Source organism: Thermoleptolyngbya sp. C42_A2020_037, from assembly GCF_015272455.1.
Classification (GTDB): Bacteria; Cyanobacteriota; Cyanobacteriia; order Elainellales; family Elainellaceae; genus Thermoleptolyngbya.
This window is the reverse complement of record NZ_JACYLP010000029.1, coordinates 37,671-55,832: the sequence shown is the minus strand read 5'-3', so window position 1 is coordinate 55,832 and position 18,162 is coordinate 37,671. Positions and strand designations below refer to the sequence as shown.

The window sequence follows — 18,162 nt, the reverse complement described above, 5'->3', positions numbered from 1 at the left end:
GAGCTTCATAGGGTCAAATGTAAAGTTTTATGTCTCAATTCAACACTTCTGGTCTTGCTGCGAAACAAAACACAGTTACACACAAAATATGGTTACACAAAATAATTGCTAACCCGCAGCGCCCCCCGGTTGGCATCGCCCCCATCAAACTGCATTCCCGGCATCGCCACCAGAAAATCATTGCGGGGACTGAAGCCTGCCTTTTGGTCATTCAAGGTCAGATACGCTGTACCTCGATAGATAAAGAACGTCGCCTCCAGCGCCCTCAGCGCTTGATTGCCTCGCTGCTTCTGGTTTTTGTCGGCAAAGGCGAGCCGGGTGGCATCCAGCAGCGTTCTGGCGCGAATTCTGCCTGCGTTGAAGAGCTTCCTGGGCAGATCGGGAGTGGCAAGATTATTGTCAAAATCAAACTGAATGACATCGGTCTGCCCAAAGTTCAAAATGCGATCGGGTCTGCGAACTGGAGAGGTTCGCAGGGCTGCTCTGAGCGTTGCGCCTGCAAATACATGCACATCCGCCCCCGGCCCGCCGTCGTAGGTATCTTGCCCCAGCCCGCCAACCAGCGTATCGTCGCCGTCGCCGCCCATCAGCAGGTCGTTGCCTGCCAATCCCCAAATTCGGTTATTCGCGGCGTTGCCTGTCAGGGTGTCGTCGTTTTCTGTGCCGATAAATTCGATTTGCAGGGGTGTGCTACCCGTACCGCCGCCTGTACCGCCGCCTGTGTCGCCGCCTGTTCCACCACCTGTACCGCCGCCCGTACCGCCACCTGTTCCACCACCTGTACCACCACCTGCGCCGCCGCCTGTTCCACCACCTGTGCTTCCGCCCGTACCGCTATCTGTGCCGCCGCCCGTGCCGCCGCCTGTTCCACCTGCTTGAATCGTGATAGTCGCGGTTTCAAAGGCTGCGCTGAAGGGAGTAGAGCCGCCGTTTGTGCTAGTATTCGTGCGATCGCCATTCGATTTGCCATCCGTCGTATCCCACGCCCGAAAGGTGAAATTCGACGTGCCACTAAATCCTGCATTCGGCTGAAACCGCACCCGCGTCTGGGTTTGCAGCGCCAGTTGATAGAAATTTACCGAGGCCCGCGCCGATGTCGTATTGTCGCCCAGGAAAATGACATTGGGTTCTTCGTAGGGATCGATCGGTTCCGTACCGCCCGGTGGCGTAACTCCTTCAAACGCCGTATAGTTTCGCAATGGCCCAGACAGAATTTGATTGCCGTCGGCAAACAGCGTGTAGCGATTGCCCAGAATTGTCAGTCGGTAGTCGGCAACCTGATTGGTGTTAAAACTGACGGACTCTGCTGCTACAAACAGGTTGTTCGGCTCTCCGCCGGGATTGGGCGTGATGCCGTCGCCCTGGGCAAAGATCTTGCCCGTTGAGCTACTAATCTGCTGAAAGCCCAGTTCAATCGCCTTGGTGTTGGCCTGGGTTGTCACGAGGATGCTGAAGCCGGCCCGGTTTTCGTTGCTGCGAGCCTCCGAGACTAAGTTAATGCTAAAGGCAACCGTAAAACCCTTCTCAACATCTAGTGTTGGAAAACCGGGGTTGACCAGATTGCCGCTGGTGTTTTTGTTGCCGTATCCAGCATAGGTCAAGTTTCGGATGCCTCCAGGAAGCGCAGAGTTACCTAGCGTATTCAGATTTACGCCTTCAGCGATCAGTGATTCGGTGGTTGTCCCCAAATTGCCAAAGGCCAGCCAGGGCTGGTCGGTGGGTTTGGTGCCCAATAGTCCGCTGTAGAGGGTGTAGGCTCCCAGGATGAGGGAAGAACTCTCGGAGACAGAGCCGAAATCAAGCCAGGTGGTGCCGCCGTCGAGGGAATATTGCCAGGTGCCGTTGGTATTGTCTGCGCCCGTGATGGCGATGCCCGTGGGGTCGCCGTTGGTATCGGTGATTTGGCTGCCGACGAGCTCCGACAGGCTGATGCCGAGGTTGGCGGCTGGGGAAATATCAGAGGCGATCGCTCCCAAGGTGAGCGTTCCTGACGGAGCCAGCACAGGTGCGAGATTTGCCATAAAACCTTCCTATTTCCCCTAGTTTCCGAAGCCAACGAAAATTCTCTCGCAGCGATTCCAGATTGGCACAGTCAGTTTGAGGTTTTCGTGAAGTGCGGCTAACGCTACGTAATCTTTGGGAGAAGGTTCCTTATAAACAATTCAGCAGAGGATTTATTTCCGATTTCGTGGAAAGGCTCACTGCTAATTCCTCAGTTCCCTGGCCGCACTGGCTCATCAGACTGGCGCGGCGTGGGGCGATCGGGGTTGGCGGGGGTCGTGATCACGCGATCGACTGCCAGATTAAGCCGATAGCGCAACCCATCCCGACCTCTAGGCACCACGACAAATTCGTAATAGCCGCTCTGGGGCAAGGTTCCCGCCCAGCGGGTCGTCTCAGAATCTTCCAGCATCGGCGGCACCTGGGCGCTGGGGCTAGGCGGGTAGATGGAAAGCAGCGCTGCGCCAGCATTGGTTTCCAGGTCAAACCGGGCGGGTTGGTCGGCTTGCAGGTTGGCAATGTAGACCCTGCCTTCCCCAGGTTTCAGATTGCCGGTTGCCGATTCGCTCAGCGCTCCGGGTGCAAACTCGATGCGGCTAAGGGTTTTGCCTGCCTGCATCGCCGCCACTTGGTCGGCCGCCATCCCCTGCCACACCTGGCCGATGGGGGCGTTGATAAAATCCTGCCCGCGCAGGTCGGGGAAGCGGTTAAAAAACTGCGCGTCGGTTAGGTCATTGAGGGCGCGGCTACTGACGTAGAGCTTGTTCACAGCCTCTCGCCAAGCCGTGCGATCGCTCGCCGAATATTTCCCCAGTTTGCGCCGAGCCGTGCTGCTGAGTTCCTGCTCGAAGATGTCCAGCCATTCAGCGGCGATCGCATCCCATTTTTCGCGCCATTCCGCATCTTCCTCGCCCTTGCTGAGGCTGCGGCCACCCAGTTCGGGATAGCGCTGGTGAAAGGTGGTGTCGGTAATTCGTACCAAAAAGCCAGAGTCTATGCCCAAATCTTGCCGTCGTTGGGTGAGGGCTGCTTTGCGCTGGCGCTCCTCTGCCGAAAATTCTGGCTCTGGCGAAGGGCTGACGGTTTCCACCGCGTCGGGCGGCGACTCGCCTCCTGGCAGCAGCGATAGCCACACGTCGCGCGTGCCCCACACCGCAGCAGACACCCCAGCGGCGATCGCCACCGTCGCCAAAATCGGCCCAATGCCAATGCCGCCCAAGGGAGCCTTCGTCGCAGGCAGACGGGGCGCGGGCGCAGGCGCAGGCACGGCCGCCGTGGGTACTGGGTTCGGCGGCGGCGAAGCCGGAGGCTGGGGCGAAACGGCGTAGGTCGGCTGGGTCGAGGGCGGCCCGTAGGCTCCAGGCGGCAGCGTTCCCGGTGTGGGCGCAAGGCTGGGATTCGCGCCGGGAAGTCCTTGCAGCGCTTGCAGCACCTCAGCGGCGGTCTGGAAGCGATCGCGCGGCGAGTCCGCCAGCATTTTCATCAGGGTACGGCTAAGCGTCGGACTCAGCTTCACCCATTGCCGCCAGTTGCCCGCCGACAGATCGCCCAACTCCCCTGGCTCCTTGCCTGTCAACAGCACCAGCACCGTCACCGCCAGCGCGTACAAATCGCTGTGGGCATAGACCTGACCGTGATCCATCTGCTCATCGGGCGCGTAGCCTACCTTCCCGACGCGGGTCGGCGTAGGGGCGCTGGGGGTATATTGCGAGGCGACGGACGCAGCGACCTGCTTTACGCCGCCAAAGTCGATCAGCACAGGCAGTTGATCGGCGGTTCTCAAAATCAGGTTATCTGGCGAAATATCACGATGCACCACGCCTAGCCCGTGGATGTAGTGCAGCACGGGCAGCAGGTCGCGCATCAGTTGCGTCACTTCGGCTTCGGAAAAGGTTCGCCCCTGGAGGCGGCGCTGATCCAGCAGTTGGCGATAGGTCTGCCCATCCACATAGTCCTGCACTAGAAACAGGCTGGGCTTGCCGTTAAACTGGGTTCGGCAAAGTTCTCGAAAGCGCGGAATCTGGGGATGCTGGAGCTGATACAGCACGCCCGCTTCTCGCTGAAACAGTTCCTCTGCCTTTTGCAGGGCGTAGCTGCTTTGCACCTGGGGCGCAAACTCCTTCAGCACGCAGGATTCCCGAAAGCGGTTCTGGTCTTCGGCGAGATAGGTCCGCCCGAAGCCGCCGTGCCCCAGCTCGCGCACAATCTTGTAGCGATCGCCCAATAATTCCTGCCCGCCCGCCACCGCCGATAGCGCCTCTCCACACCAGTTGCAAAAGCGACTGCCGGGGGTGTTGGCGTGGCCTTGGCTGCAATAGAGCGACATGGCGGGAAGGGTGGGGGGGTTAGGGTTGAGAAATCTGGAATGGCTGAGCAGTCGTTTGATTCTGGTAATTCTGAACTGCAAGCTGACCTGGCTAAACCTAGCCTAGTCTAGCAAAGGGAGTCGGGAGGAACTGCAAAGGAGCCTGGCCGATCGATAGACGAATCGTCCCGGGCGAATCTGCCCAGGCGAATCGGCGGTTGCCCATTCGTGTTTTACTGGCATTTATGATTGGGTGTTTAATCCTTCTACAACCGTTTTTGCGAACGGTCTGGACACTGGATCAACGTAGTAATCTGGATCAACTGTTGGAACTGTTTTGCGCCTGCGATCGCCCTCTATAGCAATCGGGATGGGGGGCAATCGGGATGTGGGGCAATCGGGGTGTGGGGGCGATGGGCTGAACCTATGACCAAGCTGATTATTCAAATTCCCTGCTACAACGAAGAAAAGACGCTGGGGCTAACGCTATCGGAACTGCCGCGCCATGTTCCGGGAGTAGACGTGGTGGAATGGCTGATTATTAACGACGGCAGCCGCGATCGCACGGTGGACGTGGCCAAAGCCTACGGGGTCGATCACATCGTCAACTTTTCGACCAATCAGGGCTTAGCCAAAGGTTTCATGGCAGGCTTAGAGGCTTGCCTCAGGGCAGGGGCCGATATTATCGTCAACACCGACGCAGACAATCAATATTGCGCCGAAGACATTCCCCGGCTGATCCAGCCAATTTTGCACAAGCAGGCGGAAATCGTCGTTGGCGAACGCCCGATCTGGGAGACAAAACACTTTTCCACCACCAAAAAGGTGCTGCAAAACCTGGGTAGCTCCATCGTGCGCCTGGCCAGCAATACCGACGTGCCCGACGCGCCCAGCGGGTTCCGCGCCTTTAGCCGCGAGGCCGCCATGCAGCTTAACGTGTTCAATAACTACACCTACACGCTGGAAACCATTATCCAGGCGGGGCAAAAAGGAATGGCGATCGCCTCAGTGCCGATTCGCACCAACCCCCAAACCCGCAAATCGCGCCTAGTTCGCAGCATTCCGTCCTATGTGTGGCGATCGGCCACCACCATTCTGCGAATCTTCATGCTCTACCGGCCGCTGCGCTTTTTCCTGATGGCGGGCACGCTGCCGATGGGACTGGGCGCACTGCTGGGCCTGCGCTGGCTGCTGCTGTATTGGTTTGATGACCCCACCCGCGCCCGTGCGCCGAGCCTGATCCTGGCGGCGGTGCTAGTGCTGATTGGTTTCCAGCTTTGGATGTTTGGGCTGGTGGCAGACTTGATGGCGGCAAATCGGCAACTGCTGGAGGAAAATCGGCTGCGGCTGCGGCGCATCGAGTTGGAGAATAAGGAGTGAGATCATGTCAAGCTGCTTTGACCCTCGGTAAAGGTAGGTGTGAATTCTTGCTAAATTTGGAGTACCTATCTAAAAGTACTCAACAAGCATTAACTCAAGGTAGAAAAGAAATCGCTAGGAAACTGAAAGCTAAAGAGGTATTCATTCGTAGAAAATGATTATTACTCACATAATCTTAAAGAACTGGAGAAACTTTCGAACAGTAGATGTAAGCCTGAGAGATCGCGTTTTTCTTGTTGGGCCTAATGCTTCAGGTAAATCTAATTTTCTCGATTCTTTAAGATTCTTACGGGATCTTGCAAAAGACGGAGGAGGATTACAGAAAGCCGTAAGAGATCGAGGTGGACTTTCCAAGATCCGATGTCTTTATGCGAGGCGATATCCCGATGTTGAAATAGAAGTGCGTCTATCAGAGAATGAACTGGTAGAACCCACTTGGAGGTATGGCGTTGGAATTAAGCAAAGAAAGGGAGGACAGAATGAGCCTATCCTCTCTTATGAAAGGGTCTGGAAAAATGGTGAGCAGTTAATTAATCGCCCAGATGCTGAAGATGAGAGAGATGAGCTACGGTTAACTCAGACGTATTTAGAACAGATTAATGCAAACGCTGAGTTTAGAGAGGTTTCAAAGTTTCTTGAATCTATTTTATATCTTCATCTAGTTCCTCAGTTGTTACGATATCCAGAGGCTTTTAGTGGGCCGGGAATTCAAGATGATCCATTTGGAAGAAACTTCTTGGAGCGGGTTATTAGAACGCCGGAAAAGACTCGCCGTTCTCGCCTGAGAAAGATTGAAGACGCTTTGAAGATTGCAGTTCCTCAGTTAAAACAGTTGACTGATGTCAAAGATGAAATGGGTATTCCTCATTTAGAAGCAGTTTATGAACATTGGAGACCTGGAGCTGGCAAACAAAGGGAAGACCAGTTTTCAGATGGGACATTACGCTTGATTGGTTTACTGTGGTCTCTTCTTGAAAGCAATTCTTTACTGCTTCTTGAGGAGCCTGAGTTGTCCCTAAACTCTGGAATCACAGCTAAACTGCCTTCTTTAATACATCGTTTACAAAAGTCAAGAAAAAGACAGGTTATGCTGAGTACTCATAGTGCTGATTTGCTTTCCGATGAAGGTATTGGAGGTGAAGAGGTTTTATTGATGACCCCAACTTCTGAAGGTACAAAAGTTGAAGTGGCTTCTTCAATTCAAGAGATTCGTGATCTTCTTGATGGCGGCCTTACCATCGCTGATGCAGCCTTACCTCGTGCTACACCTTCGCAGGTTGAACAGTTGAGTTTACTCAAATGACAGATATCCCTATTAATTTAGCGGTTGAGGATGATTTAAGCGAAGCAGTGTTGAAGGAAATACTTAAGCAGTCTCAACGTCCTTTTTCTATTGGAAGTTGTCTAAAAAGAAATGGTTATGGTTATCTTAAAAAAATTCTTCCAGGTGTAAACCAAGCTGCAAAGGGCTCACCCTACTTGGTGCTAACGGATCTGGATAAGAATGAATGTCCATTGGCTGTGCTCTCAGATTGGCTGCCTTGTCCAAAACACCCAAATTTAATTTTTCGAGTTGCAGTTGTAGAAGTAGAGGCTTGGTTGCTGGCACATCGTGAAGCATTTGCAGAGTTTTTGGGCATTTCAGTAAACTTAATTCCTCACAATATAGATTCTGAGCCTGATCCCAAACGTTTGTTGATTGAGTTGACTAAAAGGTCAAGGAAGCGCCACCTGCGTGATGCGATTGTTCCTTCTCAAGGTAGCACTGCCAAGATTGGCAGAGATTACAACGGTCAACTGATTCAGTTTGTTAACCAAAACTGGCAGGCTAATACCGCAAGAGCTTGCTCTCGAAGTTTGGATAGAGCAATGAGCGCAATCACTCATTTTGAACCTACTTGGTAGGTTCAGTACACGAAATGCTCAGGGTTCGGCATTGTCTAGGAGATCCGTTCTCCCTTTTGAATCAAGCAGGAAAAATCCTCAATAGCAGGGCTTTTTCATTCTAAATTTCGACTTTTGTGTATCTACGAGAATGCGACGTTCCAGGATTCGGTGATTTTAACCTTCGATGACTGAAATCGCCTAAGCTCGTCGGCTAAATCTAGAATGAAATGACCCTGTCCTCAATAGTTAGTTGCTAAAGTTAGTTGCTAATTTGTGCGTTGCACTAGGTGAAAAGAAACGAAAATCTAGCGTCACTATTTCTCTAGCAAGCCGCTCTATCTCCCTATTACTCTGAAGCAATGCGTGACCTCTTCGCCCGCGAGGCGCTGTCCCAAATTCCCAAGATCCTGACGCTGGGCGATCGCAATCCCCACAGCCCTACCTACGGTTGCTTTGACCGCAACTTCTGGCATTACAAAATCATCGACTTTCCCAGCGGCATGGCGCAGGAGTTTGTGCTGCCGCTGGCGTTGGTCTACGAGACGGACGCGCCAGAGAATCCTTATTATCGGCAGGCTGCCATCCGCGACTGGGTGGAGGCAGGAATCCTCTACGCGGCGAAAAGCGCCCACAAAGATGGGTCGTGCGATGACTATTTCCCGTTTGAGCGGGCGGGCGGGGCGGCGGCATTTTCGCTGCTGGCGTTTGTCGAGAGCTATCGGCGGCTGGGGCTGCAAAACGACGAAATCATCCGCTTTCTCGTGCGGCGGGCAGACTGGCTGGCGCACCACCAGGAGAGCGGCCGGCTGACCAACCACCAGGCGCTGATTGTGCTGTGTCTGGAGCTGTTGTCGCGGATGCTAAACACGTCCCACTGGGACAGCGCCAAGGCGCAGCGGCTGGAGCAGGTGTTGTCCTGGCAAAGCCCGGAAGGCTGGTTTCAAGAATACGAAGGCTGCGATCCGGGCTATCACACGCTGACGATTTCCTGCCTGGCGTGGCTGCATCGGCTGATTCCCGATGTTCGCCTGAAGGAGTCGCTAGAAAAAGCGGTGGGGCTGGCGGCGCATTTTGTCCATCCCGACGGCTCCTTTGGCGGCGAATACACCAGCCGCAATACCTACAACTTTTTCCCCTACGGCTTTGAGTTGGCGGGGCAGTGGATGCCGGAGGCGCTGAGCATCAACGATCGCTTTTTGCGCGGGCTGGCAAATGGCAAAGCGCCCTGCTATGCCGACGACCACATCATTGGCCACCACACCTGGAACTATCTGCTGGCGTGGCAAGACTTTGTGCCGCAGCGCCCGACGGTGGACTATCGCCCCAAGGAAAGCCTGTGGCTGCCAGAGGCGAAAATCCTGATCGATCGGCGGGGCGATACGGAGCTATATCTGGGGCTGAATAAGGGCGGCGTGTTTAAGCTGTTTCGGGGCGATCGCCTCCTGCTCTCCGACACGCAATTTTCCTTGCAAGTGCGGCAGGGGCGCAAGCTAAAGAATGCCGTGGCCCACCTCGTCGGCCGCTACGACATTCACCTGGAACCCGATGACATCACGATTCAGGGAAATCTTGGCTGGGCCAAGCAAAAGCAGATGACCCCGCTCAACCTGATGATTTTGCGCGTCGTCATGCTGACGGTGGGGCGCTTCTTCCCCAACCTAATCCGCAAACTATTGCAAAAAATGCTAATTGTCGGCAAAAAGCCAGCCCCCTTCCGCTTTTCGCGGCGGCTGCGCTGGGTGGGCGACGGAGAGAGCGGACACTGGCACATTACCGACGAACTTCGCGCCGAGGATTGGCGACCTGTGGTGAACGCAGGCATCGGCGGCGACCAGACCTCGATCTACGTCGTCATGAGCCGCACGTTCCAAGCGGGCCAGCTTCAGCCTTGGCTCGACCTGACCGACCGAGTTAGGGCATTGCGTCCCAGTGAAACGCTAGTGGTGGAGCGGGAGATTTAGCAGGTCAGGGGCGAAGGGCGATCGCCCCCTTTTCAAAACCGCCCTAATTCAGTAAGGTTTCGTATGTGATTTCCACAACGCGCCCGTTTTCTAGCGCGAAGGAAAACCACTCGGATTCATACGCTCCGCTGACGTAATAAGTCAGCATTTCGCCACTTGCCACAGAAGGCGAACCATAGGCATTAGTCACCGCCTCGTGGGTGTCTCCCACGCGCACCCCTGCCCCCGTCGCCACATCACGATGGGTGGCAGTCATTTGAAAAACGCCATCCTCGGATAGCCCCAGCGAAAAATTGGGATATTCCAAGTAAATTAGGGGGCCGCAGCAGCCCGTGTCCTCAACCCTTTCAGAGAGCGGCTGGCCTAACCGCTGCTTTACCTGGGCGACTGTCATATCGACAGAAATGCCGCCCAACACAACCTGCTCTCGCGAAATCACTGGTGTGTCAGAGACGATAAGATCCGCGTCAGCCGTTTGCAGCGCATCGAGTAAGCTAGAAATGACCTCGTTCGACAAGCCCAGGAGCGTCAGTTGACCGGTCTCAATGCTGGAACCGTGACCGATCTTGTCCATAATCGTCCACTGACCATTTTGCTTCCTGAGCAGGTAATACCCATTAATAATGGGCAGGTCTTCATATCCCCCCTCAGCTTTTGCCAGAGCATAGTTCTCGACAATGGCGATCGCTCCCACCGACAGCGGCACCAGTGTTCGATCTGGCGTGTTATAGTCTGCCAGAGCTTGCTGAAGTTCTGTCTTAAGCGATGGTTCATTGAGCAAGGCCTGTCGTACTGCTTCTTGCTCGCTGGCGCTACTTTTAGCCGCTGCTGCTGGGGTGGCTGGTGTCTGTAAGCGATCAGCCTTCGCCGCTAATCCTTCAGGTGATGTCCCAGTGGACGTAGACGCTGCCGATGCACTGGCTGTCTGCTGGGCAGGAGCGCTGGGTGCACCGTCGGCACCATCTTCTTTCGACAGCGAGGCTGAGGTTGTAGATATTGGGCAACCCGCGAGCAGAAGGGCGATTCCCGCAGGGATCGCTTTGCGAATCGCCCCTGGCAGCGCCATCAGCAAAATCCTGACGGGTCTGCCCATCTGTCGATCTGGAACCGAGGGAGTCTGTGTTTTCATTGCTGTCATAAAATCTTTTGGAAAGGTTCTCTACAGCTCGTTTGGTTCGTTTTAGCTGGGTGCTAACAGGCTTAGGGGTTGAGCGATCGCCACGTTTTGAGGGTCGGCGACAAATCCAATCGATTGAGCAGCGCCTCGTTAAAGTTGGCCCTAGCTTGGGGATGCATTCCTGGGGCGATCACCTGCTGCAACACCTGGCGGCGAACTTCTTCTGTATGTCGGTTGAGGGCTGCTTCGAGGGCGTAGAACTTATCGATGGCGAACCCATTAAAACGGGCGATCGCCGCTTCAGCAAAGGCTCCATCCGCACCGCGATAGAGATAGCGCACTAGTGTATCGGCGGCTTCGACAGCGAGTTCTTCTTCCTTTGCCTGCAATTCATCCAGGTTCCGTTGCACTTCTGCAAGCGAACTGCCGCAGGACACCCGCGTCAGATTCATCGACACCCAGCCCACCAGCGGCTGCCGAATTTTGAGCCAGCCGTCCAGCGGTTCCATAACTGTGAGCGCTGTCCCGTTGGGGAGTTGCCCGATGACATTATCCGAAGCCACCCCAGGTGCAAGTCGGATATTGGTCGGTGGATTGGGGTCGTCAAGTCGGGTCACACAGGGCATGATGGGTTCGCGCATGGGGAAATCGGCAATCGAGAAGTCTGCCCCAGCTTGCCGAAATGCATTCAGCAACGGTTGAATCATTGCCTCTGGCACCCCTAAAGTTGCCATCCGATCTGTCACGATTTCTCCTGCAATGCCAGCACCGTCGAGCATGATCCATCGCCCATTTTGCCGGATAAGCAGGTAATACCCATCAATCACTGGGAGGTCACCAACGCCCCCAGATGCTTCCGCGAGGGCGTAGTTTTCGACAATAGCGATCGCCCCCACTTGCAGCGGACGGATATCTGCTGGGTCGCGCCCTGGCACGCGCTCAAATTCTTCTCTGATGGCTGCATTGAGCAATGGATCGTTAAGTATTGCCTGCTGCACAGCCCAATTCTCCTCAGTGCTGCTTTTGGTGGCTGCCGTTGGTGATTCAGTGGTCTGCGAACCGCTTTCTGTGGGTGCTGATGGTGTCTTAGAACTCGCCAAGTCTGCTGCTGGCTGCGGCGATGCTGAATTGCCAGCAGCGCTCCCATTTTCAGCTAGCGAGGCTGGGGTTGTTGCGGCGGGGCAACCCGTGAGTAAGAGAGCGATCGCCCCTACCGCTGCTATTGAGGTCATTTGGCTTAGAACCAGGGGTGGTTTACCGGCTGATTTGCTCGAAGCTGGACGAGTCCAGGTTTTCATAGAAGGTCTTGGATAATTTCGTATTAGGTGTGAATGGGTGGGTGCTTCGTCTACAGCGTCAAGTCCAGAGTATTCAATGCATCCTCAGAACCGCCAGACTTAGTTCAGCAGAGCGTCGTAGGTAATCATCTGAATGCGATCGCCCTCCAGCCTAAAGCAGAGGTTTGACCCTTCAAACTCAACGACGTAGCACATCCACTCTGCGGTTGAAGTCCCCGCTTGTCCGTAGGTTGCAATCAGCTTTTGACGAGTGTCACCAACGCGCACACCGTCAGCCGTTGCCATCTCTGAGCTGGTTATCTCGTAGGAATACACGCCATCTTCAGTCAGCCCCAGCGAGAAGGTGGGATAGTCCAGAATAGTTAGGGTGCCACAGCAGCCAGTTTCGTCTCTTAAAACTCTCATGGGTTCTCCAAGGCGCTGGCGGACTGCGGCTTCGTTCATCGAGAGTGAAATTCCGCCAATGGTGGCCTGCTCAAACGACAAGATGGGCCCGTCTGCTTGGGCGATTGCTCCTTCCTGGACTCTCTGGGGGCTGGGTGCAGCGGCAGTATAGTTTGACAAGGCTACCGCTTCCGGTTGCTGTTCAGAGATTGATTCAATTGGCGATGCCACGCTAATGCGGATTGGCAAACTACAAGCAGAGAGCAGCAGAAGACCGAGTGTTGAGCAGCCTAGCATCGCCGGGATGGCGATCGCCTTGGTGCAGCATTGGACAATAGTTGTAAGTGCTTTTTTCATACTTGCTTGGGCTAGTGCGAGGTTAGGTTAGATAGGTTAATCAGTCTGAGCAATCTCATGAGCAGAAATATAGCTCTTGGGGATGCAGCCCTTTTCGGGAACGAAAGACCAAGATCAATTCAGCGATCGCCAGGTTTGCAGAAGCGGCGATGGCTCTGCGCCTAGGTCGCGGCTTTGCCAGGCCCGCTCAAAGCTCTCTCGGGCTTCGGGATGCATTCCGGCAGCAATCACGCGCTGCAATACCTGGCGGCGGACTTCTTCACTGTGCGGGTCGAAGGCTGCCTCTAGGGTATAGAAGTGATACATCGCAAACTCATTGAATTTGGCGATCGCTGCATCAGCAAAGGCTCCCTCTGCACCGCGATAGAGATAGCGCACCAGCGTGTCAGCAACTTCGACGGGCAAAGGGCCAAAATCATAATCCATGTGCGTCGGCGGTGTCAGCGCTTCTAGGTTTCTCAACACCTCTGCTAGCGAATCGCCGCAAGACACCCGCGTCAAATCCATCGACACCCAGCCCACCAGCGGCTGCCGAATTTTGAGCCAGCCGTTGTAGGACTGCATCACGCGCACCGGAGTGCCATTGGGCAGTTGACCAATGACTTGCCCCAGCACGCCTGAGGCAGGTGCGAGCTGGCGCACGTTGGTCGGTGGGTTGGAGTCCTCTATCTGCGTCGTGCAGGGCATCGGGGCATCGCCATAGTCGTAGTTCTCGTTCAGGTAAATCTCAGGATCTTCAGCCCGGAGCGCATCTACTAGCTGGGTAATGATGTCCTCTGGCACTCCCCAGTAAACGAGATCGGCTTTGGTGATTTCTGTACTCATGCCCAGGAAATCTGCTACGACCCAAAAGCCGTTTTGCTTGACCAGCAGCACATTGTAGTAGTCCAGTCGATCGCTCTCCTGAATGCTGTATCTTGCGATCGCGTAGTTTCCATCAATGGCAATTGGTCCGACCTCAGTCGGCGGCAAGGGCCCCGAAGAACCGTCTAATCGCGCTGCTAAACGCCGATGGTATTCAACAAGTGCTGGGTCACTGATCACCGCTTGTCTCACGGCATCTTGCTCACTGGCGCTGCTTTTGGCAGCAGTAGAGGTTCCAGGAGTCTGCAAGGAATCGGCTTTGGGCAGAGAAGTTTCGGCAGCGCTAGCGGCTGATTGAGCAGAAGCATTGCTAGGTGAATCGGCTACGCTCCCTGTCAGTGAGGCAGAAGGAGGGGTCGTGGGACAACCCGTGAGCAGAAGGGCGATCGCCCCTGGCAACAGCATCAGCAACCGTCTGACAGGTCTGCTCGGCTGCTGACCTGGCACTAAGTGGGTCAATGTTTTCATCACTGTCATACTTCTGGAAATATCCTTTACGGTTCCACCAGGTCAATTTCAATTCAGCGAGTCTTGAGGATTCAGTTCTTCCCAAGTCGCGAGAGAGGGCGAAAAATCTAGTCTCTCTAGCGATGCACTGGCAAAATTTGCTCTGGCATCGGGGTGCATTCCAGCAGTAATTACCTGCTGCAACACCTGGCGGCGCACTTCTTCGGTGTGTTGGTTGAGGGCTGCTTCGAGGGCGTAGAACTTATCGATGGCGAACCCATTAAAATGGGCGATCGCCGCTTCAGCAAAGGCTCCATCCGCACCGCGATAGAGATAGCGCACTAGTGTATCGGCGGCTTCGACAGCGAGTTCTTCTTCCTTTGCCTGCAATTCATCCAGGTTCCGTTGCACTTCTGCAAGCGAACTGCCGCAGGACACCCGCGTCAGATTCATCGACACCCAGCCCACCAGCGGCTGCCGAATTTTGAGCCAGCCTTCCAGCGGCGCGATGACTGTAAGAGAAGTGCCGTTGGGGAGTTGCCCGATGGCATTATCCGAAGCAACTACAGGTGTGAAACGAACATTGGTCGGTGGATTGGGGTCGTCAAGTCGGGTCACACAGGGCATAATGGGTTCATACATGGGCATATCAGAAACCTCAAAGTTTGCCCCAGCCTGCCGAAATGCGTTCAACAACCGTTGAATCGTCGCCTCTGGCAAGCCCAAATTTGCCATCTGAGCCGTCACAATTTCTCCTGGAAACCCGATGCTGTCGAGCATGAGCCACCGATTGTTTTGCCGGATAAGCAGCCCATAGCCATCCATTGGCAAATCGCCTACGCCAGCAAAGTATTCTGCCAAGGCGTAGTTTTCAACGACGGCGATCGCCCCCACTTGCAGCGGATGGATATCTGCCGGGTCGCGCCCTGACACTCGCTCAAATTCTCGAGTAATAGCTGCACTGAGCAATGGATCGTTAAGTATTGCCTGCTGCACAGCCCAATTCTCCTCAGTGCCGCTTTTGGTGGCTGCCACTGGTGATGCAGTAGCTTGCAAACCGCTTTCTGTCGGTGTTGATGGTGTCTTAGAACTCGCCAAATCTGCTGCTGGCTGCGGCGATGCTGAATTGCTAGCGGCGCTGCTAATTTCAGATTGTGAAGCAGAGGTTGTAACTGCTGGACAACCCGTGAGCAGGAGGGCGATTCCCGCAGGGATCGCTTTGCGAATCGCCCCTGGCAGCATGTCCGAAACTAGACTCCAGCCCAACGTCCATTGCCGAGTCGTCGCCGAACCGACTTGCGTTTTCATAAAAATTTCCTGAAAATTCTGTGCGTTTTGGAGCGTGCGTCTCGTGACCGTGACCCAACAAACAATCGATCCGAATCCAGCGCCACCGGATGCCTCGCGGCTCCTGAAGGGACATTCCCATTCACAGTTCAGAATTCCCAAAATTCACGCTCAAAGCAGGATGGTTTTACGTGAACTTTGCAGAAAAATAAGAAATTGACGAAATCGAGGGCGATCGCCTTGATTTCATAATTAAGAGCATTTGTGGTGTGACTATGGCAAACTCCCTATGAGAAATGCATGAGGTAGATATGCCCCTCTCACGACAGTTTTGGCGTTTGATGGTGACGACGATCGGCGTGATTGGACTGGTGACGGGTTGTGCCCACTTGGATAGTTCTCAGCTTGAGCTTGCTCAAAGTGGCTGGATCGATACGCTACGGCGGTTTGGCGAATGGTCTACCCTCTGGCTGTGTTCTGTGGTTGGGGTGTGGATCTTCTTTCGGCTCCCCCAAGTGGATCTGGGCTGGATCGGTTCAGAAGTAGGGGGTCACCATCGAGATCAAAACTTCGGGCTGCTGGAACGTTGGGAAACGCAGCCCCTCCCTGGCGATGAAGAAAAAGCCAATGCCCTGGCGACCTATTGGGCGATCGCCTATCTCATTGGCGCAGCCTACATCCCCTGGGCCAGCACGCTCCAGCTTCCCGTTGTGGTCAAAAATCTGCTGATTCCAACCGCGCTAGCCATTTTGCTGGCGTGGCTACTGTGGAAAATTGCCAACTCCAACGCGCCTGCCAGCAAAGCCCTCAAGCAGCTATGGCGTACGCTAATGATTCTTAGCTTGGTGAACTGGCTGGTCTGGTTGATCGTGTGACGGGTTCCCAGAAACGGAAAAAACTGCTGTGCAGCGATGCTGCACAGCAGTCTTGAAAACGAAATCGAATCAGTCGTCTAAACGCGGTTGGTCAATCCCAGAGGCAGCCCCTAGCGGTTGGCATAGCCCGTGAACGCTGCGTCAATGTACTGAGACTGCACCCAGCCGCCCTCGGCCAGTTCCACCCAGTTGTTTTCGCGGCGACCTGTCAGCGCAACGCGCTGCCCGTCGTAGAGCGTGCTGGTGACGCGGTAGCTGCTGTCTGGGCCAGAGTGGACATTGACCGACTGGTTCGCAGAACGGACAACCCCCTCCGGACGCACTTCACGAGCGCCCACATAGCGGGGGTCTTCGGCGACCGTGCGGGTCACGGTATCCCGGCCGCGGAATAACGCCAGCAAGAGGGGGAAGCCCACGATCGGCAGCAGCAGCCACCACCAAGGGAAGTTCCGGGCAGCACCCACCGCATCGTCAAACGTCACGCCGCCATCGGCCACGCTGTAGTAGCAGGTCTGACGAGCATCTGCACCGTCCTTGGTCACCATCAACACCACCTTCGCATCCTTACCAGGACGGTCAGAAGCACCCGCTTCCACTACTTCCTTAAGGGCAAAGCCATTCTGCTGAGCATTTCTAATGCAGGAATCGGTAGCCGTCTGCACCACCGCTGGATCTTGAGCAAAAGCAGGAGCCGCCAGCGTTGCACCTGTCAGCAGCACAGCCACGCCAGCCGAACGAATTGCTAAAGACGTTAAGTTCTTCATGTTCAAACAATCCTATTTAGAAAAGAGGGGCAAAAAACTAAATGGGAATCAATATTTGGACGAAATTTGGACAAAGTAGACGAATTGGGCGGATAAGATACTTCTCCAAAATCGCCTAACCAACTAGAAAACCAAGCGTTAGAAAGGACAAGTCATCAAACAAAATCGTTAAATCGAGTTCGTCAAGCAAGCAATCCAAATCAACAACTCAAGCCAACATTTGTTGTAAAGCAGATGCACCCAGGCTTGATTGAGGACGGGCTATCAGGTCGCAACTGCAATCACAACTGCAATCACAACCGTCACCACAACTGCAAAAGCAGTGTGACCCGATAAACCACCCTGCTATTTGCTAGTCAGCGAAGAAGCCAGCTCGACGACCTTGCTCAAACCAGCCAGATGATCAGAAATCGACTTGACATCGACAGAACCCGTGCTGATGCTGCTGGCATCGTCTGCGAGCTGCTTAATCGCCTGAGCCGCCTGAGAAACCAGATCCTTGGAGCCGAAGACCTTGGTTTCGATCTGCTCCTTCAGAGCGTTTCCAGCATCGTCAGCAAACGCCTTCAGATCAGCCTGGAGCTTGCTTGCAGCAGCCTTAGACGCATCAGCCACGGTGTCAGATTCGACTTTTAAGGCATCCAGCGCAGCGACCGACTCATTCAGCTTGGCGCTAGCTTTAACAAAACTCTTGGAGAGTTTGGCTTGCTCAGCAGAACCCGCAGGCGCAGTCGCCAACTTGTCCAGAGTTAGCTTCAGGTCATCTGCCAGCTTCTGAGCATCTTTGAGACTCTTCGGCACGAGTTTGCTGACATCCGAAGCGTAGTCATCAATAACTTCCTGGGTATTGGACAGGGTTTCGATGAAGCTCTTGAGTTGGGAGGACAGCGTTGGCTCGGCAACCTTGGCTAGCACTGGAGGTGTGATGCTCATCGGAGCGGCGATCGCCCCATCGCCGACTACCGCAGACAGCAGTAACAAAACTCCAGCGAGGAATCCAACAAGAACCCGATTGAAAAATGAAGTCATAAAACTACAAAATCCCTTTGAACTCAATAAAGCTGACTCAGCAGAATCTAATCACAGAACGTAGACTCGCCCTATTAAGAAATCCCAAAGAAATTAATGGTATTGCATCACAACTAGAGTCGAGCAAGCGCGATGGAATAGACCGAAACCTTCAAACAATGAGAATCCTAGAAACAGAATCCCTAGAAGTGGAATTAATAAAACAT

General features: G+C 54.4%; 14 protein-coding genes. 5 read left to right on the top strand and 9 right to left on the bottom strand.

Annotation, left to right across the window (positions count from 1 at the left end):
- Positions 1 to 92: 92 nt before the first annotated feature.
- Together IGS16_RS09240 and IGS16_RS09235 are read right to left on the bottom strand one after the other, a co-directional pair.
- Positions 93 to 2,021 carry a bluetail domain-containing putative surface protein gene (locus IGS16_RS09240; RefSeq protein ID WP_297085092.1) on the bottom strand — a complete coding sequence of 643 codons (1,929 nt, stop codon included), beginning with the start codon at positions 2,019 to 2,021 and terminating at the stop codon, positions 93 to 95.
- Positions 2,022 to 2,212: 191 nt separating this feature from the next.
- Complete coding sequence (locus IGS16_RS09235; protein ID WP_297085091.1) at positions 2,213 to 4,327, bottom strand: serine/threonine-protein kinase; 2,115 nt, start codon at positions 4,325 to 4,327, stop codon at positions 2,213 to 2,215.
- A 405-nt stretch (positions 4,328 to 4,732) separates the two neighbouring features.
- Between IGS16_RS09235 and IGS16_RS09230 the strand changes: the two genes are divergently transcribed.
- The 4 genes from IGS16_RS09230 to IGS16_RS09215 all read left to right on the top strand — a co-directional run bounded on the left by IGS16_RS09230 (position 4,733) and on the right by IGS16_RS09215 (position 9,534).
- Positions 4,733 to 5,686: a glycosyltransferase family 2 protein gene (locus IGS16_RS09230; protein WP_297085090.1), complete on the top strand. Its 954-nt coding sequence runs from the start codon at positions 4,733 to 4,735 to the stop codon at positions 5,684 to 5,686.
- Between the two features lie 154 nt (positions 5,687 to 5,840).
- Positions 5,841 to 6,989: an AAA family ATPase gene (locus tag IGS16_RS09225; RefSeq protein ID WP_297085089.1), complete on the top strand. Its 1,149-nt coding sequence runs from the start codon at positions 5,841 to 5,843 to the stop codon at positions 6,987 to 6,989.
- Positions 6,986 to 7,591, top strand: coding sequence for a hypothetical protein (locus IGS16_RS09220; RefSeq protein ID WP_297085088.1), 606 nt, complete (start codon positions 6,986 to 6,988; stop codon positions 7,589 to 7,591). The genes IGS16_RS09225 and IGS16_RS09220 overlap by 4 nt, the downstream gene beginning before the upstream one ends.
- A gap of 341 nt (positions 7,592 to 7,932) precedes the next feature.
- Positions 7,933 to 9,534, top strand: a complete 1,602-nt coding sequence (locus tag IGS16_RS09215) for a hypothetical protein (RefSeq protein WP_297085087.1) — start codon at positions 7,933 to 7,935, stop codon at positions 9,532 to 9,534.
- A gap of 43 nt (positions 9,535 to 9,577) precedes the next feature.
- Here the strand turns inward: IGS16_RS09215 and IGS16_RS09210 are convergent, their stop codons facing one another.
- The 5 genes from IGS16_RS09210 to IGS16_RS09190 form a co-directional block, all read right to left on the bottom strand.
- A complete protein-coding gene (locus tag IGS16_RS09210) occupies positions 9,578 to 10,663 on the bottom strand; it encodes a hypothetical protein (RefSeq protein ID WP_297085086.1) in 1,086 nt (361 codons plus the stop codon).
- A gap of 71 nt (positions 10,664 to 10,734) precedes the next feature.
- A complete protein-coding gene (locus tag IGS16_RS09205) occupies positions 10,735 to 11,883 on the bottom strand; it encodes an SH3 domain-containing protein (protein WP_297085085.1) in 1,149 nt (382 codons plus the stop codon).
- 165 nt (positions 11,884 to 12,048) lie between these two features.
- A complete protein-coding gene (locus IGS16_RS09200) occupies positions 12,049 to 12,513 on the bottom strand; it encodes a hypothetical protein (protein WP_297085084.1) in 465 nt (154 codons plus the stop codon).
- 291 nt (positions 12,514 to 12,804) lie between these two features.
- The gene (locus IGS16_RS09195; RefSeq protein ID WP_297085083.1) at positions 12,805 to 14,022 is read right to left on the bottom strand and encodes a hypothetical protein; all 1,218 of its coding nucleotides are present in this window, start codon (positions 14,020 to 14,022) and stop codon (positions 12,805 to 12,807) included.
- 48 nt (positions 14,023 to 14,070) lie between these two features.
- Complete coding sequence (locus IGS16_RS09190) at positions 14,071 to 15,309, bottom strand: SH3 domain-containing protein (protein WP_297085082.1); 1,239 nt, start codon at positions 15,307 to 15,309, stop codon at positions 14,071 to 14,073.
- A gap of 290 nt (positions 15,310 to 15,599) precedes the next feature.
- On the opposite strand from IGS16_RS09190, the gene IGS16_RS09185 reads away from it, so the two are divergent.
- Positions 15,600 to 16,163, top strand: coding sequence for a hypothetical protein (locus tag IGS16_RS09185; protein ID WP_297085081.1), 564 nt, complete (start codon positions 15,600 to 15,602; stop codon positions 16,161 to 16,163).
- A gap of 110 nt (positions 16,164 to 16,273) precedes the next feature.
- Here IGS16_RS09185 and IGS16_RS09180 read toward each other — a convergent pair whose 3' ends face one another.
- Positions 16,274 to 16,927, bottom strand: coding sequence for an SH3 domain-containing protein (locus tag IGS16_RS09180; RefSeq protein ID WP_297085080.1), 654 nt, complete (start codon positions 16,925 to 16,927; stop codon positions 16,274 to 16,276).
- A 345-nt stretch (positions 16,928 to 17,272) separates the two neighbouring features.
- Complete coding sequence (locus IGS16_RS09175) at positions 17,273 to 17,908, bottom strand: hypothetical protein (RefSeq protein ID WP_297085079.1); 636 nt, start codon at positions 17,906 to 17,908, stop codon at positions 17,273 to 17,275.
- Between the last annotated feature and the right edge of the window lie 254 nt (positions 17,909 to 18,162).